Raw genomic sequence first — 25,879 nt, 5'->3', positions numbered from 1 at the left:
AAGCGGCGACCATTTCGCCGCCGTATCATCTAAAACATCAGCGTCAGGAGAAACGACATGGCATACAGCGATAAGGTAGTCGATCACTACAGCAATCCCCGCAACGTCGGACAGATGGACAAGACCCTGGACGAGGTCGGCACCGGACTTGTCGGCGCGCCGGAGTGCGGCGACGTGATGCGTCTCCAGATCCGCGTCAACCCCGAGACCCAGGTCATCGAGGACGCCAAGTTCAAGACCTTCGGCTGCGGCTCGGCCATCGCCAGCTCGTCGCTCGCGACCGAGTGGGTGAAGGGCAAGACCATCGCCGAGGCGCTCGCGATCTCGAACACGGACATCGTCAAGGAGCTCGCGCTTCCCCCGGTCAAGATTCACTGCTCGGTGCTCGCGGAAGACGCGATCCGCGCGGCCATCGGCGACTGGAAGAAGAAGAATCATGTCGCCGAGACCGAAGGCGCTGTCGCCGTCGCTCACTAAAGTATCCCTGCGGGCGGCGTGCGGTCGATCTGTATGCACTTGATCCCATGCCGTCCGTCAGCACCTTTCAGAGCCATCTCAACGCCCGATTTTGAGAGCTGCGATGAACCATGAACCTGGGTGGCTCGACAAAGGAAGCTTTCTCCAGAGGATGGCGAAGGAATCCATCGTCATCTTCCCCATAGCCTTGCTGATGTCGTTCTACGGGTCGGTGCGCTATGCCAGTCTGGACCTCTCGGCGCAGGATATCGCTGCGGTCGCTGTCCTGCTCACCTTGGCGATGAGCGCATACTTCGCCCGAAAGTCGCCGCGAAGACCGCCGACCCTGCCGCAATCGCCAGCGCAGGTTTCCTCCGAACCCATCGAACCGAAGTAGGCCTTTTATGTCCACCGTTTCCATCTCAACCAGCACCTCGCAGTCAATGTCCGCGCCGCCCGCACCGAAAGACCCGCTGGCGGGCATGACGCTGCTCACCGCCGAAGGCCAGCAACCGCGCGCCAAGGCCGCCATCGAAATCACGAAGAACGCGCTCAAGCGCATCCGCGTGGCGATGGCGAAGGAGGGCGTCTCGCCGTCCGAGGGCGGGCTGCGCGTCGGGATCACCGGCGGCGGCTGCTCGGGCCTGTCCTACAACATCCGCTTCGATACCCAGCCACGCGAGCGCGATCGCACCTTTCTCTTCGGCGAGGGAATCGAGACACCGAACGACCCATCCGGCGCGCAGGCAGTTCGCATCTTCGTCGATCCGAAGAGCTATCTCTATCTCGCGGGCATGGTGCTGGACTTCGAAGAGACGCTGATGCGTCAGGGCTTCAACTTCATCAACCCGAACTCGACCAAGAGCTGTGGGTGCGGGTCCAGCTTTTCGGCGTAAGTCACATAAGACAATGCCTAACACCAATCTGCACCGAAGCCTCCGATCTGATCGGTGGCTTCGGTGCAGATCGGTGTTAGGCATTGTCTTTAGGGCCTTTTCGCCGTCTCCGCCCGCGCCATCACGATCTGCTTCGAGACCTTCAGGTGATACATCGCCATCAGGCGGTGCTCGTAGACGTCGATAGGCGGCAGCATCACCTCGGCGCGGCGGCGGTCGAGTCCCGCGGGATCTTCGACGGCGTACATCGCCATCGCGCCATCCACCAGCTTGAACTGCGATCCGTAGCGCTGCAGGTGGCCGGTGGCGATCAGGTCTTTGTCGATCACCAGAGCGAGCGAGGAGCCGTCGATCTTGCCGGCATCGGCGAGGTCCGCCAGCTTCGGCAGCAGCGAGCGCTGCCACTCGCGGTCGGGCGTGTGCGTCAGCAGCAGCATGGCGGCGTTCGAGCCGTCGATGCCGACCAGCGCGATCGTCGGCCATCCGCGCTTTTCGACGATACCTTTCAGTTGATCGCTCAGAAACTTATCGATCTCGGCGAGGTTGGCTGCGACCCGGACAGGGCCTTTCGGGGCGTTGGGGTCGACCTTCAGTCCGCGCGCCTCCTGGTCCGAAGCCTGCATGGAGAGCAGTTGATCGCGCAGCGGCGCGTCGGTTCCGGGACCGTTGCGTTCGATGAGCGACTGGCGGCGATGTTCGATCTCCGCCTGCCACGGCGCAGCCTCCGCCGGCTGTTGTGCCTGGGCGATGACCGGAGTGGCGAAGACGAGTGCGAGAAGGAGCCCATGAACGAGACGCATGGCGTCAGGCTAGCACCCTTCCCAGGCGGCGCAACGCTGGATCGTAAAGCCGGTGCATATCTGGTAACCATGCATCGCGGGCTGGGCTGGGGTAATCTGAAGCTCCATGAGCTACGTTCCCCAAGCCGACTACTTCGCCGTCTTCTCGCTTCCGCGCCATCTCCGCATCGACCTTGCTCCGTTGGAGAAGGCCTTCTACGCGCAGTCGAGGCGGCTGCATCCGGACCGCTTCGCCTCGCGCCCGGCGGAGGAGCAGGAGGCCGCGCTGGCGCAGGCGTCGGAGCTGAACGACGCTTACCGGACGCTCAAGGATCCGATCCTGCGCACGCAGTATCTCCTGACTCTTGAGGGCGTCGAGTTGGAGGAGCAGTCGAAGGCCGCGACCGAGGCGGCGCGCGCATCCGGCACGCAGAAGAAGCAGATCGTGCCGCCGGAGCTGCTGGAGGAGGTCTTCGAGCTGAACATGCAGCTTGCCGAGATGAAGATGGCGAAGCAGATGGGCGAGGACGATCCTATGCTGCGGCGCGATCTTGAGGCGGCGAAGGCCAGCTTCGACGGCAAGATGGCCGAGACGCAGGCCGAGCTGGAGGGACTGTGGGCGGAGTGGGATGCAGGCGTGGATGCTTCGGATGATTCCGCGAAGGGTAAGGCGAAGGACGCCATGGTTGTGCTGCTGAACAAGCGGAGCTATCTGCGGAATCTGGTCAGGGATGTGAACGCGGCGCTGGAGTAGGCGTCGCCTCTACCGGCAGGAAAAGACTGAAGCAGGTCCTCCGCTGCGCGAAGGATGACAATCCTTAAGGGTGAGTGCTGGATAGAGGCAGTCCGCCTTACCGCGTAACGCTGGTCTGTGCCTTCACCTGAGTCTGAGCCTGGAGCGGGGTGATGGTGGTCGCGGCGTGGCTTGCTGGGGCGTGATGCGCCACGTTGCTCGGCGCTGGCTTGGCGGGAGTCGTTGCCGCCTGCCAGCAGAACTGTCCGCCGATGACCATCAGCCAAACCGACAGCGCGAGGCGCAGCGTGCGGTTGGGGATCTTCGGCGCGGCGCCGCTGCCGACGATACCGCCGATTACGCCGCCGACCGCCATGTGGAGCAGCAGGTCGGCCGCATAGTGGCCGTTGATCATGTGAACGCCGGTGCCGACCAGCGCAATGGCGAGGCCGAAGGCCAGGTCCGTGCCGACGACCTGCGGGGCGGTCAGGTCCGTCATGCTCATCAGCGCGACCGTGCCCAGCGCGCCGGCGCCCGAGGACGAGAAGCCGACCTCCGCGCCGATGGGGAACATCAGCAGCCCGACCCACTTCGAGCGGTCGCGCTTCGGCCGGTTGATGCCCGCCGGGCGGAAGTGCCGGAAGAGATGCCAGCCCGAGGTGAAGATGATGATCGCGCCCAGCGCAAACGAAAGCGCAGCCTTCGGCCCGGTAGCGGCGATCCGTTTGAAGAAGATCGAACCCAGGATGACGCCCGGAAGACCGCCCAGCAGCATCCATCCCAGCACCTTGTAGTTGACCTGCTTGCGCACAACCTGCGCCGGCACGACGATCAGCTTCACGATGGCCGAGTAGGCAAGCGCCGTCGAGACCGCGATCTCGATCGGCACATGCAGGAACAGGATCAGCAGCGGTGCGGTGATGACGCCCGCGCCTACGCCCGTCAGGGCGATGACGATGGCGATCAGGAATCCAATAACGTAGCCAAGTGCATCATGCATGGGGGGAAGCCTTCCGGGTGCCGTTGCGGTTACGAGGCCTGCAGGTGAATGCCGCACTCCTGCTTCTGTCCGCCCCAGCGTCCGGAACGCGGATCGTTGGGGTCCAGCGGCAGGCTTGTACACGGCTCGCAGCCGATGCTCGAATAGCCCAGGTCGTAGAGCTTCAGCAGCGGAATATTGCGCTCGGCGGCGTAGGTCCAGACGTCTTTGGAGGTCCACTCGGTCAGCGGGCTGATCTTGCGGATGGTGCGTTTAGAGGGGAGGGTGAAGTCCTCGGCAACCTGCAGCGCGGCGCGGCTCTTTGCCTGCTCGCGGCGCAGCCCGGTGAACCAGAGCCGGTAGCCTTCGAGCGAGCGGAAGAGCGGCTTGACCTTGCGGATGCCGCAGCACTTGCTGGGATCGGTCTGGTTCAGGATGCCGAACTGCGACTCCTGCTCGGCGACCGTGATCTCCGGCTGCAGGCTGATGAGATTCATCCCCCACAGCTTCGCCATCTCGTCCCTATATTGATAGACCTCGGCGAAGTGGTAGCCGGTGTCGAGGAAGACGACCGGCACGCCGGGCAGGGTCTCGCGGACGATGTCGAGGACGATCATGTCCTCGGCCTGGAAGCTGTTGGTGACGACGATCTCGCTCGGCGGGAAGGCGGCGAGCTCGCGTGCGATCAACTCGCGCGCCTCGGCGGCCTTTTCGGCGGTCGTCTGGGCTATGGGCTGGGGCGCATCCAGGGGTGTGACGTGCAGTGCGTCGATCATGCCTTGCCTCCCGCGCGCGCGGTCAGCACGCCTCTCGCCCGCAGCTCGTCCAGAATCCCGCTGGGGCTGTCGCCCTCTTGCTTGTCGTCTTTCTGGTTGTCATTCCCGAAGGGAATCTGCTTCTCGCTTGTGGCATCCACCACCACGAACTCGCCAGTTCCCAGCGACTTTTTGGCGCGTTCGGTCGCGATGCCTTCGACCAGCACGACGAGGCCGAGATGAAGCAGCGAGGCCCAGGTCTTCTCCGATTGCACACGCGTGCGAACGACGGCGACTCCCTCGGCCAGTAGCGCGTGCTCGACCTCGTTGACGAAAGCGTCCTGGGACAGGAAGATCAACGCCGGACGATGGATCGGAGCGGCGTCCGCGCCGGAGAGTCCACGGCGGATCATGCCCGCGGCGAGCGTCGCGTTGGTGTGCGGGTCGATCAGGATGAAGCTGCCGCTCGCGCGATTCTCGGCATAGGGATCGAAGTAGAGCGGACGGACCAGCTCCAGCTCGGCCGCGCCGATATCGTTCATTCCAAGCGAGTTGACCGCCTCGTCCACGATGGTGTGGATGTTGGTCCTGTGCAGCACGCGGGTGACGCGGGCGGAGACGGTCTGCGCGCCGTGCTTCAGCAGGTAGGGCTTGTGGGTCTCCAGCCGCTGACCGTCGAACCAGACTAAACTCGCCTCGAGAGCGGTGGCGTGCTGAGGGCGGTGAAGAGGCGTGGTGATGATGTCGCCACGGCTGATGTCGAGCTCGTCCTCAAGCGTGACCGCGATGGAAAGCGGCGCGCTGGCCGATTCCAGATCGCCATCGAAGGTGGTGATGGACGCGATGCGGCTGGTGCGGCCCGAAGGCAGCGCCAGGATCGTGTCGCCCCTGCGGACGGTTCCGGCGGAGATCTGGCCGGCGAAGCCGCGGTAGTTCATGTCCGGGCGGATGACGCGCTGCACGGGCAGGCGGAAGGGCTTGGTCGTCTCGTCGATCCAGACCGGAACCTCCTCCAGATGCTGCAACAGCGTCGGGCCGGTGTACCAGGGGGTTCGCGTGCTGGGTTCGACGACGTTGTCGCCGTCGAGCGCGCTGACCGGGATCGTCACCAGGCTGGCGTTGCCGAACTGCTTCACCAGAGCGCTGAAGTCCTTCTCGATCTGGCGGTAGACCTCTTCCGAGAAGTCGACCAGGTCCATCTTGTTGATGGCCGCGACGAGGTGCCGGATGCCCAGCAGGGAGGCGATGTACGCGTGGCGGCGGCTCTGGGTCAGGATGCCCTTGCGGGCGTCGATCAGGATGATCGCCAGGTCGGCGGTCGAGGCGCCGGTCGCCATGTTGCGCGTGTACTGCTCATGGCCCGGGGTGTCCGCGATGATGAACTTGCGGCGCTGCGTCGAGAAGTAGCGGTAGGCCACGTCGATGGTGATGCCCTGCTCGCGTTCGGCGCGCAGGCCGTCGGTCAGCAGGGCAAAGTCGATGGTGGGCTTCTTCGCGCCGGCGACGGTGCCGGTGACGGCGCGAACCTGATCCTCGTACACGTTGCGCGAGTCGTACAGCAGGCGGCCGATCAGGGTCGACTTGCCGTCGTCGACCGAGCCTGCCGTCGAAAAGCGCAGCAGGTCCTTGGTCTCCTCGGAGGCGAGAAACTCCTCGATGGCAAAGTCTTTTTCTTCCACAGTATCCAAACCAAGAAGTGACATTTTAGAAATAACCCTCGCGCTTCTTGATCTCCATGGAGCCGTCGGTGTCATGGTCGATGACGCGGTTGGCGCGCTCGCTCGACCGGAAGGTGACCAGCTCGGCGATGATCTTCGGAATGGTGTCGGCGTCGGACCGGATCGCGCCCGTGCAGGGGCTGCAGCCCAGCGAACGCAGGCGGGATTTGACCATCTGGGCCTCGCCCGGCAGGCTCTTTACGAAGCTCTGCTCGGTCGGAATCAGCGAGTCGCCGCGCACGATCATCTCGCGTTCCTTGGCGAAGTAGAGGTCCGAGATCGGGATGTCCTCGAGCAGGATGTAGTGCCAGATGTCGAGTTCGGTCCAGTTCGAAAGCGGGAAGACGCGGATGCTCTCGCCGGGCGAGATGCGCGCGTTGTAGAGGTTCCAGATCTCGGGCCGCTGGTTCTTCGGGTCCCACTGGCCGGCCTTGTCGCGGAAGCTGAAGATGCGCTCCTTTGCGCGGGACTTCTCTTCGTCGCGACGCGCGCCGCCGAAGGCTGCGTCGAATCCGTGCTCGCGCAGGCCGTCGAGCAGCGCCTGTGTCTTCAGCAGACCGCAGCAGCGCTGCGTGCCCAGCTCGACCGGGTTGGCTCCGGCGGCGATGGCGGGTTCGTTGCGCCAGACGCGCAGGTCGAGGCCCAGGTCCTTCGCGATGGTGTCGCGGAACTGGATCATCTCGCGGAACTTGTAGCCGGTATCGACATGCAGCAGCGGAAAGGGAATCTTGCCGGGGTAGAAGGCCTTCTGGGCCAGCCGCAGCATGACGGAGGAGTCCTTGCCGATGGAGTAGAGCATGACCGGCTTCTGGAACTCGCTGGCGACCTCGCGGAAGATGTGGATGCTCTCGGCCTCAAGCAGCTTCAGGTGGCTCAGACGCGCTGCCGTCGGCGCCGCGATCCGGTCGAGTTCGAGTGTGGTGGGGGATGCCATGTCTTGTCGTTTACCTTGGCCCAGCCGGAAGAGTTGGGTGAATCGCAATAAAAATCCCACTCTTCCAGATGTGGAGAGTGGGTGCTTGGTTTCAGGTTGCCGCTTGCTTGGCTTCAGCTACGCTGGCAACAACACTCGCACCCACAGGGACATGCCATACAGCAACAGAGGTTGCAGTGCATGCGACAGCCAGCGGGCGTGGAGCGGAAGATCATTCCTTTAAGCGTGGACGACTTGAGGCGATTTGTCAATTTCAGTGAAGGTCGAGATATATCTCGTGAAGTACCCGCTCACTGTTTATAGTTCAAACATGGCCGCCAATCCCATTGGCAGCAGCAAGCCCTTATAAATATATTTTCCACAGATGGGCGAAATTATATCGATTTATCAATTTCATTGATACAATTGAAACAGCAGCCCGATAACGAGCTATGAATTCAAAATTGGGCTGCTGGTGTTTGGGAAACCTTCCCATGAGGGGTCTTGTGACGAGCAAGCTAGCGAGGGACAAAATAGCTAACGGGGCTCAATAACAGCCCGAGGCGAGAGCGTATTGGCGTACGCTCTCGCCTCAAGCTTAACAGATGAGGTGTCAACATGCCAGTAGATTATGCGGAAGTGATTGCCGAGCTTGAGGCTGAAGAGGGGCGGTTGAAAACTTCGCTAGCTGCAATTCAAGCTGCTAAGCCGGCGTTGCTGCTTTTATGGCAAAAGCAAAACGGAAGTCCCGATCCGCAAACACCGGTTACGATAATGCCGCGTGGAAGGTTCGCTGGGATGGGAGCAACGAAAGCTATTCCCCTACTTCTCCAAGGTCAAGAAGTGCCTATGACCTATCGCGAAATTCACGACGCTCTCAAGGCAGAGGGATGGACTTCAAATAGTTCTGATCCCGCTGCCACTGTTTCTGCAACACTCAGCCAGCTCAGAGGAGAAGTGGTTGTTAAAATCGGCGATGGATGGATGCTGGCTGCACCTGTTCAACTCCCTCCTCCACCGCCCCCTATTTACATCCCGCGGCCACCCGGTTTCAATTCACCGTCAGATTATGGCATCACTGACGACGATGACGACGATTCATTCGAATCGAATAGCCCTGAAAATGAATGGTAGGTGCTTGACGTAAAGGTCGATTCCCGTTACGGTTCTGTAAAGAGATGAAGACCTTCACCCAGATCGCCTGTCGCTGCTGTCGCATGTGTTGCTGCATGCCAGTGGCTGCGCGGGTGTGAATCTTCTGAAGTCTTCGAGCCTGTTCTGGAACAGGTAGCCGATCGAAGCAAGACCAATCTCAGAGAATCCCAGAACCCACGCACCCGCCCTGAGCGATGCGTGGGTTTTTCTTTGTTTCCTCAAGACGAACGAGCGATATGAACTGCTTCTTCTCCAACTCGATGTGCCCTGGCCGGACGACGCGCTGTTGTTGTCGTTGTCCGCGCCCTGTCGCCGTCTGAGTCTCTCGTTCGCCTTATCTTGACCCACCCAGAATGAACGTCCGCGCACGATCGCGTACGTCGCACCGCAGAAAAAACCTCCAGGAGACCTATCTTGCCTTCACCCTTTCGTTCCCTTGGCCGCGCCGCATTCGCCTTTGCCGCATTGAGTACGGCCGCACCCATCGCGCTGCACGCGCAGGTGGTCGGCGGCTCCATCGGCGGCCTCGTCACTGACAGCTCCGGCTCCGTCATCCGCGGCGCGCAGGTGCTGGTGCACAACTCCGAGACCGGCACCGAGCGTCATCTCGTCACCGGGTCGGACGGCCGCTACTCCGCGCCGTCGTTGACCGTCGGCCAGTATGAGATCACCGTCACTGCCGACGGCTTCGCCTCCCGGCATCGCAGCGGCATCGTCCTGACCGTCGGCCAGAGCAACGAGGTGGACCTCTCGCTCGCCGTCACCTCTGCCACCGAACAGGTCTCGGTCGACGCAGGCGTGGAGACGATCAATGTCTCCACCCAGCAGACCCAGGGCCTCGTCGACGAGCGCCAGGTCAAGGAGCTGCCGCTGAACGGCCGCAGCTACGACCAGCTCATCACGCTGAATCCCGGCGCGGTCAATTACACGGCGCAGCGTTCGGGCGGCGTCGGCACGTCGAACTCGTCGGTCGGCAGCATGTTCGCCATCTCCGGCCGCCGCCCGCAGGACAACATCTTCCTGCTCAACGGCATCGAGTACACGGGCGCGTCGCTCATCAACGTCACCCCCGGCGGCACGAGCGGCCAGCTTCTCGGCGTGGACGCGGTCCGCGAGTTCAACGTCGTCTCCGACACCTACGGCGCGACCTACGGCAAGCGCGACGGCGCGCAGATCTCCATCGTCACCAACTCCGGCACGAACACACTGCATGGCGACGTGTACGAGTTTGCCCGCAACAGCTTCTTCGACGCGCGCAACTACTTCGACGGCGCACGCATTCCCGAGTTCCAGCGCAACAACTACGGCGTTGCGCTCGGCGGTCCCATCCGCAAGGACAAGCTCTTTCTTTTCAGCAACTACGAGGGCTACCGCCAGAATCTCGGCCTCTCGCTGGTGACGCTGGTGCCGGATAACAACGCACGTCAGGGCATCCTGCCGACCGGCACGATCACCGTCAATCCCGTCTCGGCGCAGTTGCTGAACCTGTGGCCGGTGCAGAATGGGCCGGAGGTGCTGATCGGCGGCAAGGCCAGCGGCATCGGCCAGTGGATCGGCACCGCGCCGCAGCACATCCGCGAGGACTTCGGCACGGTGCGCGCGGACGCCAACCTGACCGCGAACGACCTGCTCTTCGGCGTCTACACGGTGGACGATTCGACCGCGAATACGCCTTCCTCCAATCCCTACTCGCTGGTCAACGAGGCGCTGCGCGAGCAGGTGGGCAGCATTCAGGAGACGCACGTCTTCTCGCCCCGGCTGCTGAACATTGCGCGCGCCGGCTTCTCGCGCGGCAGCTTCCTCTTCCTCGGATCGGTGCCGGCGAATATTCAGGCGAACACGCCGACCTTTGTCGCCGGCAAGCCGACGGGCGCGGTGGTCATCTCCGGCTCGACCGCCTCGAACGGCGCCTCGGCCATCACGGGCGCGGGCGCGAACGTGGGCTCGAACAACGCCATCACCCGCAACCTGTTCACCTTCGACGACCACATCTTTCTGACCGTCGGGAAGCATCAGATCGAGGCCGGCGTGTGGATTCAGCGGCTGCAGTCGAACGACAACCTGGCGCAGAATCAGTACGGCCAGGCTTCGTTCGCCTCGCTCCAGACCTTCCTTCAGGGCACGATCAAGACCTTCACCTACACCCCGCAGGTGACGCCGCTCAACTGGCGCGCGCTCTATGCCGATGCGTACCTCGAAGATACCTTCCATGTCACGCCGCGGCTGGAGATTCGCGCCGGCTTCCGCTCCGAGACCTCGACCGGCTGGAGCGAGGCGCACGGCCGCGCCGGCGTTTACACCTTCACCAACGGCGTCATCAACACCACGCCCAGCGTGCAGGAGAATGCGCTGAGCCAGAATCGCGCATGGTTCCTACCGGAGCCTCGCCTCGGTCTCGCCTGGAACGTCTTCGGCAACAACAAGACCAGCCTGCGCGCCGGGGTCGGCCTGCACTACTCGCTGCTGGACGCGCTGGACTACCGGCTCGACCAGGCCGCGCCGTTCAACACCACGTACGCCTACAGCGGCACGACGGTCGCCACGCCGACCACGGGCACGGGACAGGTGTCGCCTTCGACCGCGGCCAGCGATATGTACACCCCGTCGCTGGTCTCCTACTCGCTGAAGATCGAGCAGCAGATTGCGCGGGCTACCTCGCTGACGATCGGCTATAGCGGATCGCAAAGCCGGCACCAGATCCTTTCGGGCGACCTGAACGAACCGGCCTTCGTCACCTGCCCCAATCCGGCCTGCCCCACCACGACCGCTCTGCCGGCCGGCACGATCTACTATCCCACCGCGGTGAAGGCGAATCCAGCCGTCGCCAACACCACCTCCTGGTGGTCGGGGGGCACAGGCAACTACAACGCGCTGCAGATCGACCTGCGCCACGACCTGACGCACGGCCTGCAGTTCCGCGCGAACTACACCTGGTCGAAGAACCTGGACGACGGCTCGGCCTGGAATACCTCGGTCTCGGCCAATACCCCGGCGTTCGTGTCGGTGCCGCAGCGTCCTCACCTGGACTACGGCCCGGCCGCAACCGATATCCGCCACCTCGCGGCCTTCAATGCGACGTATGAGCTGCCCATCGGCGAGGGCAAGTACTTCCTGGGCAAGACGAACGGCTTCACCAGCCGCGTCATCTCGGGCTGGTCGCTGTCGAGCATCGCGAACCTGCAGACCGGTTTCCCGTTCTCGCCGCAGCTCGGCTATAACCCCACCAACTCGGGCGACTCGCGCAACCCGGTCCGGCCAAACCTCGTTCCGAACTTTACCGGCTCGCTCTACACCAGGGGTTCGACGGCAACCCGGGCGGCGCAGTACTTCAACCCCAACGCATACACCACACCCGTCAGCGGAGCGGTCGGCAACCTCGGCCGCGACACCTTGACTGGGCCGAACTTCGGCAACCTCGACCTGTCGCTGCTGAAGAGCACGCGCATTGCGGAGAGGGCTCGCCTCCAGTTCCGCGCGGAGTTCTTCAACGTGCTCAACCATACCAACCTGGCGTTGCCCAGTGAGGTCGTTTACACCGCGACCAACAACGTCCTTGGCTCACCCGGCGTCATTACCTCGTCGGCAAATACATCGCGGCAAATCCAGTTGGGCGCGAAGCTCGTCTTCTAAACAGCCACTCCCCAGAGAGAACGGGCGCGAACCTTCGGGGCAGCGCCCGTTCTCGTCTCTGTCGTCCGATCAACCTTTGGAGTTGTCATCCTCCGCTCCGCTCAGGATGACAGAGAGTATGGGCGAGAGCTTTCAGACCCCGGCCAGTCTCGTGGCTATGGAGCGGATCGGTTACTGCTCTCAGACTGCCCCTGGCGCCAGCGGCCCGTTTAGAATGCAGCCATGCCCTCCACGCCTGTTCCCCCGCAGTCTGCCCGGTCCGGCTTCCCCGGCTGGGCGTTCGCGCATGAGAATGTAGCCTTTTTGGCCGCCGCGCTCCTTTGGGTGCTGGCGCTTTACTACCCGCTGCTGCGGGCGCCGTTTCTCGGGGGAGAGACGGCGCGCATCGCCGGTAATGCCGCGCTCGCCTCTTGGCACGAGCTTTGGATTCATCACTTTACGGCTCCAGAGCAACTCGCGCAGGGACTTCTCGGCACGCCGGTCATCCCGACGTATGAGCCGCTCTTCTGGCTCTCGCTCGCGTTCGACCGGCTGCTCTGGGGCGCGAACGCCGCCGGCTATCATGCGACGAACCTCGTCCTCTTCCTGCTGGCCGGCTTTGCCGGCTTCCGCCTGCTGAGAAACCTGCAGATCTCCGCGCCGTTGGCCGGCGCCGCGGCGCTGATCTGGCTGGGGCTGCCCGTGAACTCCGAGGTTGCGGCCTGGGTCAGCGCGCGGGGCTATTCGCTGGCGGCGCTGTTCGTGTTTCTGGCGGCGATCTTCGCGGTGAAGGCGTCCAGAAGCCATAGACCGCTGTGGCTCGCGGTGTACCTGCTGGCGTCGCTGGCCGCGCTGTTCTCGCATCCTGCCGGTCTGTTGACGCTGCCGCTTACGCTGCTGATCCTGTGGCTCGCGGGACGCGCTACCCCGGCGCTGCTCGGGCTGTGCGCCACGCTCGGCGTCGCGGCGGATGCCATGTGGTTCTCCGCGCGTCACCTCGCCGGGACGGTCGAGACCGCGCATGGCGTCACCGCGTGGGGCGCGGGCGTCTCGTTCTTCGAGTACCTGCAGTGGATCGTGCTGCCGATGCGGCTGAGCATGGAGCGCGAGACCTCCATGCCGCATCCTGGCGTGACGGTCGCCGCGATCGTGGGTTGGGTGGGCATCCTCCTGCTGGTCGCCGCCGCGTTCGGACAGCGCCGTTTGAAGCCCCTGGCCTCGGGCGCCTTTGCCTGGATCTGCCTGGCGCTGCTGCCGTTCTGCGGTCTGCTCGCGCTCGACCGCGGCATGGCGGAGCGGTTTGTGTATGTGGCCTCGGCGGGCTTCGCGCTGCTGATCGTCACCCTCGCCGCGTACGCGAGTCCGTCACGGCGTAGGCCCATCCTTGCGCTGATCGCGCTGTGGGTGTGCTGGAGCGTGTGGCGCGTCCACGTGCGCGCGACCGACTGGACCGATCCGGCGCGGCTTTACACCGCGTCGCTCGAGGCTACGCCGGGCAGCGCCGTGCTCTATCTGAACCTTGGCGATCTGGCCCGCGAGGGCGAGGACGCGCCCAGCGCGAAGGTCTACTCCGGCAAGGCCGCCGCGCTGAACCCGGTGAAGCTGGATACGATGCTCGACCTCGGCCAGTTGCTGGACCGGCTGGGCGACGACAAGGGCGCGGAGAAGCAGTATATGAAGGCGCTGAAGCTGGCGCCGGACGACAGCCGCGTCTTCACGCACCTGGGGCTGCTGGCCTATGAAGAGGGCCACGTCTCCGAGGCCGAGGGGATGTTCGGCGCGGCGATCCGCCACAACAAGCTCGACCCCGAGCCCTACTACCGCATGGCGCAGCTCTACCAGGAGGGCGGCTCACCCGATGCGGCGCTGGTGATGTACGAGAAGGAGCTGAAGCTGAAGCCCGGCGATCAATCCGCGAAGGACAACATCAAGATGCTTAAGGCGTCGATGGCGGCCGCGGCGGCGGAGCAGCAGTAAGGCAGGGTCCAGGGCTCAGGGTTCAGCGGCAGACGTCCTATGGTCCCCGCCACGTATATTCGTCATCCTGAGCGGCGTGAAGGACCTGCTTTTCGTTCTTGCTGTTGCTTGTTTTTGCTCTGGGACTGGAGCAAGAACAAGCAACAACAAAAGCCACAGCAGGTCCTTCACTGCGTTCAGGATGACAAACGGCGTGGGCGAGTGCTTGGCAGGTAAACGTAATCCGCCTTAGCCGCGCCCTCTTTATCCGTGAAACAAAAAATTACTTCTGCGTCGTCACCGGCTTCTTCACGTTGTTGTGGACCACCGGCTTCGCGGCGCCGGACTGCGCGATGACCGCGTCGATCGTCGAATAGAGCTGGGTGATGTCCTTGATCTGAATCCAGCCGCGCTCGGTCAGCACCAGGATCGTCGGGGTCTCGGCCACGCCCAGCCGCTGGCCCAGGGTGTAGTCGGCGTTGACCTCGGCGATGAACAGGCCGTTGGGGTCCATGACGAAGGGCATCTTCTGGCCGTTCCTCGCGAACCACTTGGCGGTGAAGTTGTTCAGGTCGTCCTTGCTGCTGATGCTGGTCTGCGCGGCGAAGACGTCGCGGCGGAAGTTCTCGGCGACGGCGAGGCTGACCTTATCCTGCAGGTAGCGCGCGGTAACGGCGGCGTCCTTGCTCCAGCGGTGCATGGGCAGGGGAAAGTCGTGGCGCAGGTAGGGGATCTTGTACTTCACGATCGCGGCGCGGACGATCGGCGCGTCGTGCGCGCAGGCCGGGCACTCCAGATCCTCGAACTCGAAGATGGCGACCTTCGCGCCCGCGGGCAGCTTCAGCATGGACGTATCGTGAAACGCCGTACCCTGCCCCGGAGGCACGGACATCTGAGCGTTGACCGGAAGCGCGGTCAGGAGTGCGGCGGCAGCGAGAAGTACGAAGCGGTTCATGAGTGTCAGACGCATAAGGTTGTGAGAGGTATTTTATCCGAGTGGCGACTTTTCTACGAAAGCCGGGATTTTCGCCGAAGATTTCGCAACCGCAGCCGCGCCGTGGCACTCTGATAGGAGTGATGCGTTTTCAGAAGACAACCTCCGCCGCCGGTGCGCGGCACAAGACCGGGCTGCTGCTGACCTCCGCGGCGCTCGTCGGCATCTCTCTGCCTGCGCTTGCGCAGGAACCCGCAACGCTTCCGCCAGCGCCCAGTGCGGTCAAGAGCACGACGGAGCTGCCCGGCGCGCCTGCGGGCACCGTGGTCGCGGCCCAGCCTGGCGCGATGCCGCTCAGCCTCGACGACGCGATTGCGCTCGGCCTGCGGCACAACCTTCAGATTCTATTGGCCCAGCAGCAGGAGCGCTATGTGCGCGGCGAGACCCTGACCGTCGGTAATGCGCTGCTGCCCGATCTGACCGCGACCGCCTTCTCGCGCGCGCAGGAGATCAACCTCGCGGCGATGGGCTTCAAGCCCGGCTCGATCAAGATTCCCGGCATCGTCATTCCGCAGATCGTAAAGGTCAACACGACCAGCGCGCAGGTGAACCTTTCGCAGGCGCTGTTCAATGTGCCGGCCTACTATCTCTACCGCGCGGCCCAGAAGGCGCAGGAGGGCGCGGGCTGGAATACGCTGAATGCACGCGGCGCGACCGTTCTGTCGATCGGCACCGGCTACCTGCGGGTGCTGGCCGATGCGGCCATGGTCGCCAACGCGACCGCGCTGGTCAAGCAGGATGAAGAGGTCTTCCACCATGCGCAGGCCTCGCACGACGCCGGCGTGGGCCTGCATCTCGACGTGCTCCGCGCGCAGGTGCAGTTGCAGCAGCAGCAGCAGACGCTGATTCAGGACGAGGACACGCTCGCCAAGGATAAGATCGCGCTCAACCGGCAGATGGGCATCCCCGCCGACCAGGAGCTGCAGTTGACCGACGTGACGCCCTACAACGACTTCTCGGCCCTGAGCATCGAGGACGCGCGCGCCCTCGCCTACACCCGGCGCAAGGATCTGCTGAATCTGCAGGCGCAGATGGCGGTGGCGGAGCAGGCGCGCAAGGCGGTCCGGTACGAGCGTCTGCCGAGCGTTTCGGTCGGCGGCTACTACGGCCTGCTGGGTGAGACGACCGGCATGTACCACGGCAACTTCGCCGCGCAGGGAAGCGTGAAGTTCCCGATCTTCGAAGAGGGTACGCTGCGCGGTCAACGCGAGGTCGCCGAGGCGCAGATGATCGCGCTGCGCCGGCAGGTGGAGTCGCTGAAGGTTACGATCGAGTCGCAGATCCGGTCGTCGATGCTGGATGTGCAGTCGTCGTCCGAGCTGGTGAAGGTCGCGCGTTCGAACGTCGAGCTTTCGACGCAGGAGCTCGCCGACGCCACCCTGCGTTACGAGGCGGGCGTGGATGACAATCTGCCCGTGGTCCGGGCGCAGGCCGCGCTGGCCGGGGCGCAGGCGCAGCTCATCCAGAACGAGTTTCAGTACAACGGCGCGAAGCTGCAGCTCGCGCGCAATACCGGTGTGGTCGAGACGCAGTATAAGGACTATCTCGGCAAGTAGAGAATCTTCCGCATCCTAGCTTCCGTGGGTTGGCATTAGACTGGACCTGATCGGAGGGACAATGGAAGACGGAAAGAAGATGGCGATCGGTCTCGGGGTCGTGGGCATACTGGCTCTGGGCATACGCTTTGGACTGCTCTATAAAGACCGCCACGAGGCGGACAAGCCAGCCCCGGTCGTGGCCTCCGCGCCGATCAACCCCGATTACAACGTCTTCCTGAAGAAGGAACGGCCGGACTCGCTGAAGGACGCGAAGAGCCTGAAGGGCCGCACCCTGTGGGTGAGCGCCGGTGGCCAGATGAACTATTATCCCTTTGCCGCCGGCAAGGTGGACTACGCCAAAGACCAGGGCGTGCTGCTGGGCGCGGAGCAGCTCCAGATACAGGACGCCGTGGAGCAGGCAGCGCCGAAAGGGTCGCTCGCGACCTCGCGCATACCGGCGGGCGACAAGCAGGTGCTGCTGGTCTTCACGAAGGCAGGCGCGCCGGCCGAGTATGCCGTACCCGTAGGCACGAAGACCGGCCAGGACTACACGTTTTCGACCGACGAGATCTTCTTCTACGACGATCCGCACATTCTCTACAAGCACTGGGGGCCGGAGGTGTGGAAGGCGATCGACGAACACCGCGTGATGCCCGGCATGACCGAGCTGGAGTGCCAGATGGCGCTCGGCCAGGTGCTGAAGCCAGGCGGCGGAGCCGAGGGCGACCGCAGCATCGAGTTCGACCACCAGGGCAAGCCGATCCGGGTGCAGTTCGAGCACGGCAAGGCGACGACGATCACGCCGCTGTAAAGGCGGCTACGTCCGCGATGGCGACCCGAAGGTGCTTGTCATCCTGAGCGCAGTGAAGGATCTGCTTTCGCTGTTGCCTGTTCTTTCCGGAGCAATCAGGATGACAAGTTCATTGGCGCGAGCTTAAGACTCCTCCATCAGGGCCTTGCGTATTTCAGATAAAACTCGTTCTCGAAGAGGTTGTCGGGGTCGTATTTTCGTTTGAGGCGGAAGAAGTCCTGAGATTGAGGATAGGCCGCCTCGAACTCGTCGCCAGAGGCATGCAGGCGGTACGGCAGGTAGTAACGTCCGCCCGACCGCAATGCCGCGTCGATGAGTTCTCGCGTCATCTGACCCATGTCCTGATCGGCGGACGCCGTACGGTGCTGACTGAAATACATGACAAACGCGATCATCGGCTGGTCGGCGTACCGTAGCAGGGTGTCGTTGTCGGTCTGAACTTCGCGCACGGTGTAACAGAATACCCATGAGCTCTTCCCGAACCATTTATGAATGGCGACAGACCCCTCGGATCTGCTTCCAGGAAATCTCCACGAAAATTGTTTGCATCTCGCCCTACTAGTTGGTAGTCATATCAGCATGCAAGAGAAGACCGCAGACCGCATTCTTCAAATCGCCAAAACCCTGATCATCGATCGCGGATATTCAGCGTTCAGTTACGCCGATATCGCGGAGGCGGTCCAGATTCGGAAGGCGAGTATCCATCATCACTTTCCGACGAAGGCCGACCTGGTGGTCGCGGTCCTCAAGGCTCATCGAGAGGGGCTCCTGCAGGGAACGCAGCAACTGACCGAGAACGTCGCCGAACCGCTGGCGCGGCTTCACGCCTATGTTCAGTACTGGGAGGGCTGCATTCGGGATAAGACCCAGCCGTTCTGCATCGCGGCGCTGCTGGCGGCGGAGCTGCCGAGCCTTCCGGAAGAGGTGCGGGCCGAGGTCCGGCTGTACTTCACGACCCTGGGCGAATGGCTACGCCAGACCCTCGAAGAAGGCGCCGGGAGCCGCACTCTGAAGCTCCAGCGGAGCCCGGAAGACGAGGCGCAGAGTCTCATGGCGAGCATCCACGGGGCTATGTTGTCTGCCCGTGCTCTTGGAAGCTGCGATGTATTTCAAGCCGTTACCGCCAATGCATTGCAACGTATCTCCGACTAAATCCTGGACGCAGAGCCCGTAAGGTCTTCGTCTGCTCCATCAACCTACCAACTAGAAGATAGTACAAGGAGCCTACATGTCCATCACCACCTCCAGCGAAATGCAACAGGCGCGCTCTCTGCGCAACCTCTACTTCACCCGTACAGGCGTCCAGCTTCTCTGGGCCGGCGTCGTCATCGCCACCGCGGCCAGCAACCCTCCGCTGGCCGCTGGCCTGTTGATCCTCTATCCGCTGTGGGACGTCGCCTGCACCGTGTACGATCTGCGGTCCGCCGCGCGCTCAAGCCAGGGAACGCCGACCGCACAGTACATCAACGCCGCTCTCGGAACTCTGACGGCGATCGCGATCACGCTGACCGCCTTCAAGTCGCCGCAGCAGGCGGTCGTTGCCTTTGGCGCGTGGGCTTTCGCGGCCGGACTGGCGCAGCTTGCCGTCGGGATCGTTCGCAGAAAGCAGTTGGGCGGGCAGTGGGCGATGATTCTGAGCGGCCTGCAGTCCGCGGGCGCGGGTGTGGCGTTCATCCTGGGCGGGCTTCACGACAAGGTCCACATCAAGGACCTCGGGGGCTACGCGGTCTTCGGCGGAGTCTACTTTCTGATCGCCGGCTACCTGATGCACCGCAAGCTGTCCAGAAGCTAATCAGCGTGGCGAATCAGTCGACCGGCTCCGCTTCGCTCAAGGCCGTCTCCGCCGCGCGCAGGCTCTCGGCGGTCAGGGCGTCCGCGTGGCGCAGCGCGGGGAAGAACGCCGCCGTCGCGCCGGTGACCATCAGTGAGCCGATGCCGCCGAGGACCACCGCGCGCACCGCGCCGAACCAGTGCGCCGTCAGCCCGGATTCGAACTCGCCGAACTCGTTCGACGCGCCGATGAAGAGCCAGTTGACGGCGGAGACGCGGCCGCGCATCTCGGGCGGCGTGGCCAGTTGCAGGATGCTCGACCGGATGACGACCGAGATCATGTCGCTCGCGCCGATAGCCACCAGCGCCAGCAGGCTCAACCAGATGCTGCGCGAGAGGCCGAAGACGACCGTCGCCGAGCCAAAGATGGCGACGCAGACCAGCATGATCTTGCCCGCGCTGTGCTTGATCGGGCGGACGGTCAGCACCAGGCTGACGACGAGCGCGCCGAGCGACGGCGTGGCGCGCAGGATGCCGAGGCCCTGCGGTCCGGCGTGCAGGATCTCGGTCGCGAAGATGGGCAGCAGCGCGACCGCTCCGCCCAGCAGGACGGCAAACAGGTCCAGCGAGATCGACCCCAGCAGCAGCTTCGTCCGCCAGACGTACTCCAGTCCGGCGAGCATCGTGCGCAGGCTGAAGGCCTTCTTCTCCATGTGCTCGAAGCTCGGGCGCAGCATCGCGATCAGCACCAGAAACGTCGTAAGCATCAGCAGGGTAAAGAGATAGACGATCGGCGCGCCGGTCCAGCGCTGCATCGCGCCGGCGAACTGGAAGGTAAAGAGGAGTCCGCCGACGGCTGGGCCAAGGATGTTCGCCGTCTGGTAGACCGTCGCGCCCCAGGTGACGGCGTTGACGAAGTCTTCCTTAGGCACGAGCGAGGGAAGCAGCGCGCTCGAGGCCGGTCCGCTGAACGCGCGTCCCAGCCCTATGCCGACCAGCACGGCGTAGATCGGCCAGACATGGCCGCCCGAGATGAAGCGTCCCGTCAGCGCGATGTAGAGCAGGCCGAAGGTGCAGACGAGCTGCAGCGCGTAGCAGGCGAGGATGATGTTCTTCCGGTTGTAGCGGTCCGCGATGTGGCCGGCGGCGAGCATGCAGAAGAGTCCCGGCAGAAAAAGCGCGAGGCCGGTATAGCCAAGGTCGAGCGCCGAATGGGTGATCTGGTAGACCTGCCAGGCGACCGCGACCGACTGCGCCTCCGCGCCAAGGATCACTAAAAGGCGGGCGGTCTGATAGAGCCGGAAGTTGCGCGACCGGAAGGCGCCGGTAGATCGAGGTTGGGAGGGTTCGGTCGGGCTCGCCATGCTGGTTTTATCGTTTCACAGTTTGGCGGCTGGCTTCGCCAAATGTCGGCGACTTCGTGTAGAACGGAAGATGCGCCCTGCCGTTTCGTCCCCGTCGCCGAATGCGTGAAGTTGTATTCCCACTTTCATTTGGTCTGAGGATCTTTTATGAAGCCTGCTTTTGCGCGTGCTGTCCTGTCCAGCCTTGCCGCCGCTGCTCTGTTTGTGTCGCCGATGGGGGCAAGCGAGCCTGGCCTTGCCATCGTTGGGGCGATGGTCTTCGACGGTACAGGCGCCGCGCCGGTGGTCGAGACGGTCTTGATTGTCGACGGGCGCATCACCGCTGTCGGCCCGAAGATTGCGATTCCCAAGGGCTATCGCACGATCGAGGCCAGGGGCGAGGCGCTGCTGCCGGGCTTCTTCGACCTGCACACGCACTGGACAGCGAGCGGATCGCCCGCGACGACGCCGATCATCGCCAACGCCGATCTGGCGGCGGGCGTGACGACGGTCAACGACTTCAACGCCGCGCCGGAGAGCTACGAGGCTCGCCGCGCGTGGCTGGCGACGCTGGTCGCGCCGCATGTGAATCTCTGCGGCCGCCTGAGCACGCCTGGCGGACACGGGGCCGACTGGGCCGACACGGCGACGACCAAGATGGTCAGCACGCCTGCCGGCGCCCGCGCGGGTGTGGACTCCATCGTCGCCTACCACGCGGACTGCCTGGGCGAGGTCATGACCGACGGCTGGCGCTACGGCACTGCGCCGGACATGACCAGCATGAACGAGGACGCGCTGACCGCGCTGGTCGACGAGGCTCATAAGAACCACATCCCCGTGCTGACCCACACCGTCACCGTGACCAAGGGCGCGGAGGCAGGCCGCGCGAAGGTAGACGTGATCGCGCACGCGCTGCAGGATCGCGACATCGACGATGCAACGGTTGCCGCGATCAAGGCCGGCGGCAGCGCGCTTGCGCCAACGCTCGCGGTCTACGAGCCGGACAAGCCGGGGCACAACAGCAGCTTTCCGCCATCCGACCCGCGCCACGCGCAGGCGATGCGGAAGTTCAAATACGCGCTCGACAATACGTTGAAGCTCTATAGCGCCGGCGTGCCGATCGCGCTGGGCACCGACGGCGGTATGCCCGCGACGCTGCACGGCAAGGCCGCGCTGCGCGAGATGGAGCTGCTGGTGCAGGCAGGGCTTCCGGCCTCTGCCGCGCTGGTGGCCGGTACGGCGAACAGCGCACGTGCGATGGGCGAGCTAGCGGATCGCGGGACGATTGAGGTGGGCAAGCGCGCGGACTTCGTGTTGATCCAGGGCAAGCCGTGGGAGAACATCGCCGACGTCGAGAAGACCGACCGCGTCTTCGTCGACGGCAAGCTCCTGTTCGGGCCGGGCGCGCCGCCGGCGAACGCCGACCTGCCCATGCCCGCCGTAAAGGTCGCCGCGCTGGTCGACGACTTCGAGCGGACGGATGGCCGGTCGAATCTGAACACGCTGGTCGTGACGAATCCCGATGGCGGGCTCGACCGCACGACGGAGATCCTCCAGGTGGTCCCACGCGAGGGCGGCCACGCGCTGATGATGACGGCAAAGATGGCCGCCAAGGACAATGCGACGGCCAGCGTGGTGCTCCCGCTGACGAAGGGCTCGGTCGCGCCGGCGGACCTGACCGGCTACCACGGCGTGCGCTTCGAGCTGCGCGGCGATGGCGCGTACCGGGTGTCGCTGAAGGGGCTGAAGGGCACGTGGAGCTCCGCGCCTGTCGCGGGCGACGATGGCTGGAAGTCGGTCGAGGTGCCGTTCGCCTCGCTGAAGCCTGTCGGGGAGAAGAATGCGGCAGCGGTCTGGGGTGGGGATGATTTGACGGAGATTGAGATTGTCGACCATCGCGCGGCTGGGGCGGCTAGCTGGGTTGAGATCGATAACGTGACGTTGTACTGAATGGCGTTCGAACCCATCGGAAGGACCTACAGGATAAAGGCTTGAACGAAGAGTCGAATGAAGCGGCGATCCTTCGCACGCGGGACAACTCCAATCGCGCCATCGCGCGACGCAACCTGCTTGGCGTCGGAGACTCCCTCGCCCCCGACTACGTCGGCATCATCGGCGACGGCACGTTCGTGCCCTCGCGCGCCGAGTATCTCAGGTTGTTCAAAGAGGGATTCGACCGCCCGAAGCAGAGCATGACCTACGTGCGAACACCCGAGGTCATCCATGTCGCGGACGATCAGATTCTGGCCGCGGAGCATGGCAGCTGGGTCGCGACGCTCCCTTCCGGCGCCGTCGCGTATACGGGCGCCTACGCTGCCATGTGGCGGCGGATGCCAGCGGGCTGGAAGATCAGATCGGAGATCTTCGTCACCCTGACCGGCTAACCGCTCGCCCATGAGCTGAGGGCTTGAGTGCGGGACGGCGAAAGCAAGTTACGAGAAACAGGGGTGGGGAGCCCAAGAGGGCATCAGCCTGTGTTGCGCAGCCCGGCTGCGATACCGTTGATCGTCGCCGTGATCGCCCGGTTCAGCTCCGGGTTGTCGTCGCCTGCGCGTTTGCGTCGGATCAGCTCTACCTGGATGAGGCTGAGCGGGTCGACGTAGGGATTGCGCAGGCGGATCGAGTGTTCGAGCACCTTGTTCTTTTCGAGCAGCGCCTTCTGTCCGGTGATCGCGAGGATCATCTGGATGGTCAGGTCGAACTCGGTCTTCAGCACGGTGAATACGCGATCGCGAAGCGACTCGTCTTCAACCAGGGAGGCGTACATGCGGGCGATGCCGAAGTCCGCCTTGGCCAGCGCCATCTCCACGTTGCGGATGATGTCGAGGAAGAGCGGGAAGCTCTTCGCCATGGTCTGAAGCTGGGCGAGGCCGTCGGGGGTGGAGTCGGCGTAGGACTTCAGCGCGTGGCCGACGCCGAAGTAGGCCGGCACGAGCTGGCGCGACTGCATCCAGCCGAAGACCCAGGGGATCGCGCGGAGGTCTTCCATGCTGCGCTTCTTCGCGGAGCTGGCGTCGGTGCGCTTGGCCGGGCGGGAGCCGATGCGGGCGTGCTCCAGTTCGGCGACCGGCGTGGCCTGTTCGAAGTAGACGAAGGTGTCGTTGCTCTCGACGATGTGCTGGCGGTAGAAGGCGTAGGAGGCCTCGGAGAGGGTGTCGAGGATTGCCTCCCACGCGGGCAGGAGTTCGCCGGTGAGGTGCGGGTGGCTTTGAGCGTTTGTGGTGGTTGCAGAAGCGGATCCTTCGGCTTCGCTCAGGATGACAGCATTTCGGGTGGGGATGACAGACTTTTTGGATTGGATGACTGCGTCCGGGCGGGCGATGGCGTCGAGGCTGGCGGCGATCATCAGCTCGAGATTGCGCTCGGCGAGGACGACGTCCGAGTACTTCCAGTTCAGCACCTCGCCCTGTTCGGTGATGCGCAGCTCGCCGGAGAAGCTGTCGACCGGCTGGGCGTAGATGGCGCGGTGGGTGGGTCCGCCGCCGCGTCCGACCGTGCCGCCGCGGCCGTGGAAGAGCCGCAGCGTGACGCCGCACTCGCGGGCCACGTCGTGGAGAGCGCGGTGCGCCTTGTAGATCTCCCACGTGCTGGTCAGCATGCCGCCGTCCTTGTTGGAGTCGGAGTAGCCGAGCATGACCTCCTGCTTGTAGTTCCACGACTCCAGCAGCGGTTTATAGATCTCGCTGGTCCAGAGCTCGCGGCAGATGGCGGGCGCGTTCTGCAGGTCGGGGATGGATTCGAAGAGCGGCACGGGCTGCAGGCCAGGATCGGAGGAGTTGGGGTCGGCCTCGACCCTGACGCCGCCGAGGCGGGCAAGCCAGAGCACGTGCAGCACGTCCTCCGCGCTGGTGGCGCCGCTGATGACGTAGCGGGGCAGCGCCTCGGGTGGGTTGGTCCGCTTCAGTTCGGCGATGGCGCGGAAGGTGTCGATGACCTCCTGGGTTTGGGGCGAAAGGGCTGGCGGCAGGGCGAGCGTCTCGCCTTCGACGGCCGGCTTCCAGGCCGAAAGCTCGGCGATCGCCGTGGCGTGGACGCGCGCGTGCTGGCGGATGTCCAGCGCATGCAGGTGCAGGCCGTAGGTGCGGGCTTCGAGCAGCAGCGGGTCAATCAGCAGGGCCGAGAGGCGGCGGCCATTATTTTCGATCAGGCTGTTGCGTAGGACGGTCAGGTCGCGGATGAGGTCTTTCGCACAGTTGTAGGGCGGCAGCGTGGGCGCGGACTGGCCGACGGACTGCACGTAGCTCATGACGCTGGCCTGCGGCGGCGCGCCGAGCCGCATCATGATGCAGGCGATCAACAGGCGCGCGCTCTCGGTGGGGAAGCGTTCGGCCATGGTGTTCGGCGGGGCGTTGGGGCCGGCCTTGGCGAGATAGCGGTCGACGAGTTCGAGCAGTTCGGTCGAGACCGGCACCTGCGCGGTGCTGGAGCCAAGCTGTTCGAAGACCATCTGGAGCCGTTTGCGGTAATGGGTGAGCAGCAGGTTCTTCGCCATCGCCATGGCCTCGGTCGTCGCGGCGGGAGTGACGAAGGGATTGCCGTCGCGGTCGCCGCCGATCCAGGATCCGAAGTTGACGAGCAGGGGCAGGTCGGCGATGGCGGGCGCGGGCGTGTCGGGGAACTCGGCCGCGAGCGCCTGCGCCACTTCGCTGTACAGGACGGGCAGGGTATCGAAGAGGCTGGACTCGTAGTAATCGAGCGCCATGCGGATCTCGTCGCGCACGAGCGGGCGCGCGTTGCGGACGTCGTCGGTCTGCCAGAGCGCGGTAATCTCCGCGGTCAGGTCCTGTTCGAGCGCTTCGAGGGTCGACTCCGGGACGGGAATCTCGTCCAGCTTTTCGAGCAGGTCGGAGATGCGGCGGCGCTTGAACATCACACTGCGGCGCGCGACCTCGGTCGGGTGCGCGGTGAAGACGGGGGTGATGCAGACGCGCTTCAGCAGCTCCTCGGTCGTCTCGGCGGTGAAGCCGGCGGATTTAAGCGCGCGAATCGTACCGCGCAGGCTGCCGCGCTGGGGCGGGGCGGCGGCGTCGAGCTGGTGCGACAGGCGCCGGCGCTTGCGGTGGTTGGTCTCTGCCAGATTGATGAGCTCGAAGTAGAAGCTGAAGGCGCGGCCAAGCTGATAGGCGGTGGTGGCGTCCTCGCAGTGCGCGTGGACGCTGAAGAGCGCCTGCTGAAGCTGCGAGTTGGCCTCGGCCTGGTCTGCGCCGTCGGCCTCGCGCCGTGCGATGGCGGTGCGGCGCAGGTTTTCGACCGCGTCGAAGAGCGCCGGGCCGGCCTGTTCGCGCAGCACCTCGCCCAGCAGCGTGCCAAGGGAACGGACGTCGCGGCGCAGGGGCGCCTGTTTCAGGTCGCCGGTGGGCGCCAGCAGCTCTTCCAGTCGTTGTTGCCAAGAGGTCGGGGTCCAATGTGACGGCATGCATCGATTATGCAACGACGGCAGGGATGCGTGCGCGGGGAATGCCGGTATCTATTCG

The 25,879-nt window shown here is 64.2% G+C and carries 22 protein-coding genes; 13 read left to right on the top strand and 9 right to left on the bottom strand.

Annotation, left to right across the window (positions count from 1 at the left end; genetic code table 11):
* The first annotated feature begins 57 nt into the window (after nt 1–57).
* The 3 genes from iscU to CHB87_RS00960 all read left to right on the top strand — a co-directional run bounded on the left by iscU (nt 58) and on the right by CHB87_RS00960 (nt 1,352).
* On the top strand, nt 58–477 hold the full coding sequence (gene iscU / locus CHB87_RS00970; protein WP_089406522.1) for a Fe-S cluster assembly scaffold IscU: 420 nt from the start codon (nt 58–60) through the stop codon (nt 475–477).
* A 151-nt stretch (nt 478–628) separates the two neighbouring features.
* A complete protein-coding gene (locus CHB87_RS00965; RefSeq protein WP_142988145.1) occupies nt 629–853 on the top strand; it encodes a hypothetical protein in 225 nt (74 codons plus the stop codon).
* Between the two features lie 7 nt (nt 854–860).
* The gene (locus CHB87_RS00960) at nt 861–1,352 is read left to right on the top strand and encodes a HesB/IscA family protein (RefSeq protein ID WP_089406520.1); all 492 of its coding nucleotides are present in this window, start codon (nt 861–863) and stop codon (nt 1,350–1,352) included.
* Nucleotides 1,353–1,441: 89 nt separating this feature from the next.
* On the opposite strand, the gene CHB87_RS00955 is transcribed toward CHB87_RS00960, so the two are convergent.
* The gene (locus CHB87_RS00955) at nt 1,442–2,152 is read right to left on the bottom strand and encodes a DUF6624 domain-containing protein (RefSeq protein ID WP_089406519.1); all 711 of its coding nucleotides are present in this window, start codon (nt 2,150–2,152) and stop codon (nt 1,442–1,444) included.
* Between the two features lie 106 nt (nt 2,153–2,258).
* Here CHB87_RS00955 and hscB point away from each other — a divergent pair, with 106 nt between their 5' ends.
* Nucleotides 2,259–2,885, top strand: a complete 627-nt coding sequence (hscB, locus tag CHB87_RS00950; protein ID WP_089406518.1) for a Fe-S protein assembly co-chaperone HscB — start codon at nt 2,259–2,261, stop codon at nt 2,883–2,885.
* Between the two features lie 97 nt (nt 2,886–2,982).
* On the opposite strand, the gene CHB87_RS00945 is transcribed toward hscB, so the two are convergent.
* The 4 genes from CHB87_RS00945 to cysD are packed head-to-tail and all read right to left on the bottom strand — an operon-like array spanning nt 2,983 to nt 7,250.
* A complete protein-coding gene (locus tag CHB87_RS00945; RefSeq protein WP_089406517.1) occupies nt 2,983–3,864 on the bottom strand; it encodes a sulfite exporter TauE/SafE family protein in 882 nt (293 codons plus the stop codon).
* A gap of 29 nt (nt 3,865–3,893) precedes the next feature.
* Nucleotides 3,894–4,619: a phosphoadenylyl-sulfate reductase gene (locus tag CHB87_RS00940; protein ID WP_089406516.1), complete on the bottom strand. Its 726-nt coding sequence runs from the start codon at nt 4,617–4,619 to the stop codon at nt 3,894–3,896.
* Nucleotides 4,616–6,277 carry a sulfate adenylyltransferase subunit CysN gene (gene cysN, locus CHB87_RS00935; protein ID WP_245817744.1) on the bottom strand — a complete coding sequence of 554 codons (1,662 nt, stop codon included), beginning with the start codon at nt 6,275–6,277 and terminating at the stop codon, nt 4,616–4,618. Before cysN ends, CHB87_RS00940 begins: the two co-directional genes overlap by 4 nt.
* 25 nt (nt 6,278–6,302) lie before the next feature.
* On the bottom strand, nt 6,303–7,250 hold the full coding sequence (cysD, locus tag CHB87_RS00930; RefSeq protein ID WP_089406514.1) for a sulfate adenylyltransferase subunit CysD: 948 nt from the start codon (nt 7,248–7,250) through the stop codon (nt 6,303–6,305).
* A 597-nt stretch (nt 7,251–7,847) separates the two neighbouring features.
* On the opposite strand from cysD, the gene CHB87_RS21725 reads away from it, so the two are divergent.
* The 3 genes from CHB87_RS21725 to CHB87_RS00920 all read left to right on the top strand — a co-directional run bounded on the left by CHB87_RS21725 (nt 7,848) and on the right by CHB87_RS00920 (nt 13,970).
* Nucleotides 7,848–8,363: a hypothetical protein gene (locus CHB87_RS21725; protein ID WP_142988144.1), complete on the top strand. Its 516-nt coding sequence runs from the start codon at nt 7,848–7,850 to the stop codon at nt 8,361–8,363.
* A gap of 435 nt (nt 8,364–8,798) precedes the next feature.
* Nucleotides 8,799–12,014: a carboxypeptidase-like regulatory domain-containing protein gene (locus tag CHB87_RS00925; RefSeq protein ID WP_342743529.1), complete on the top strand. Its 3,216-nt coding sequence runs from the start codon at nt 8,799–8,801 to the stop codon at nt 12,012–12,014.
* 222 nt (nt 12,015–12,236) lie between these two features.
* On the top strand, nt 12,237–13,970 hold the full coding sequence (locus tag CHB87_RS00920) for a tetratricopeptide repeat protein (RefSeq protein WP_089406512.1): 1,734 nt from the start codon (nt 12,237–12,239) through the stop codon (nt 13,968–13,970).
* A gap of 262 nt (nt 13,971–14,232) precedes the next feature.
* Here CHB87_RS00920 and CHB87_RS00915 read toward each other — a convergent pair whose 3' ends face one another.
* Complete coding sequence (locus CHB87_RS00915; protein WP_245817743.1) at nt 14,233–14,919, bottom strand: DsbA family protein; 687 nt, start codon at nt 14,917–14,919, stop codon at nt 14,233–14,235.
* 107 nt (nt 14,920–15,026) lie between these two features.
* Here CHB87_RS00915 and CHB87_RS00910 point away from each other — a divergent pair, with 107 nt between their 5' ends.
* Both CHB87_RS00910 and CHB87_RS00905 read left to right on the top strand, forming a co-directional pair.
* Nucleotides 15,027–16,499, top strand: coding sequence for a TolC family protein (locus tag CHB87_RS00910; RefSeq protein ID WP_089406511.1), 1,473 nt, complete (start codon nt 15,027–15,029; stop codon nt 16,497–16,499).
* Between the two features lie 61 nt (nt 16,500–16,560).
* A complete protein-coding gene (locus tag CHB87_RS00905) occupies nt 16,561–17,292 on the top strand; it encodes a hypothetical protein (RefSeq protein ID WP_089406510.1) in 732 nt (243 codons plus the stop codon).
* Between the two features lie 137 nt (nt 17,293–17,429).
* Here CHB87_RS00905 and CHB87_RS00900 read toward each other — a convergent pair whose 3' ends face one another.
* The gene (locus CHB87_RS00900) at nt 17,430–17,741 is read right to left on the bottom strand and encodes an FAD-binding oxidoreductase (protein ID WP_089406509.1); all 312 of its coding nucleotides are present in this window, start codon (nt 17,739–17,741) and stop codon (nt 17,430–17,432) included.
* A 130-nt stretch (nt 17,742–17,871) separates the two neighbouring features.
* Between CHB87_RS00900 and CHB87_RS00895 the strand changes: the two genes are divergently transcribed.
* Nucleotides 17,872–18,444, top strand: coding sequence for a TetR/AcrR family transcriptional regulator (locus CHB87_RS00895; RefSeq protein ID WP_089407456.1), 573 nt, complete (start codon nt 17,872–17,874; stop codon nt 18,442–18,444).
* A gap of 76 nt (nt 18,445–18,520) precedes the next feature.
* Entirely contained in the window at nt 18,521–19,084 is a 564-nt protein-coding gene (locus CHB87_RS00890; protein WP_089406508.1) for a hypothetical protein, read from the top strand.
* 13 nt (nt 19,085–19,097) lie between these two features.
* Here CHB87_RS00890 and CHB87_RS00885 read toward each other — a convergent pair whose 3' ends face one another.
* Nucleotides 19,098–20,426, bottom strand: a complete 1,329-nt coding sequence (locus CHB87_RS00885; RefSeq protein ID WP_089406507.1) for an MFS transporter — start codon at nt 20,424–20,426, stop codon at nt 19,098–19,100.
* Nucleotides 20,427–20,573: 147 nt separating this feature from the next.
* On the opposite strand from CHB87_RS00885, the gene CHB87_RS00880 reads away from it, so the two are divergent.
* Nucleotides 20,574–22,355, top strand: coding sequence for an amidohydrolase family protein (locus tag CHB87_RS00880; RefSeq protein WP_089406506.1), 1,782 nt, complete (start codon nt 20,574–20,576; stop codon nt 22,353–22,355).
* Nucleotides 22,356–22,396: 41 nt separating this feature from the next.
* Entirely contained in the window at nt 22,397–22,789 is a 393-nt protein-coding gene (locus CHB87_RS00875; RefSeq protein ID WP_176441531.1) for a YybH family protein, read from the top strand.
* An 83-nt stretch (nt 22,790–22,872) separates the two neighbouring features.
* On the opposite strand, the gene CHB87_RS00870 is transcribed toward CHB87_RS00875, so the two are convergent.
* The gene (locus tag CHB87_RS00870) at nt 22,873–25,821 is read right to left on the bottom strand and encodes a phosphoenolpyruvate carboxylase (RefSeq protein ID WP_089406504.1); all 2,949 of its coding nucleotides are present in this window, start codon (nt 25,819–25,821) and stop codon (nt 22,873–22,875) included.
* Between the last annotated feature and the right edge of the window lie 58 nt (nt 25,822–25,879).

The sequence above is a fragment of the Granulicella rosea genome, from assembly GCF_900188085.1.
In the GTDB taxonomy this organism is placed as follows: domain Bacteria; phylum Acidobacteriota; class Terriglobia; order Terriglobales; family Acidobacteriaceae; genus Edaphobacter; species Edaphobacter rosea.
The sequence above is the reverse complement of the archived record's forward strand: the minus strand, read 5'-3'. Positions and strand labels throughout refer to the sequence as shown.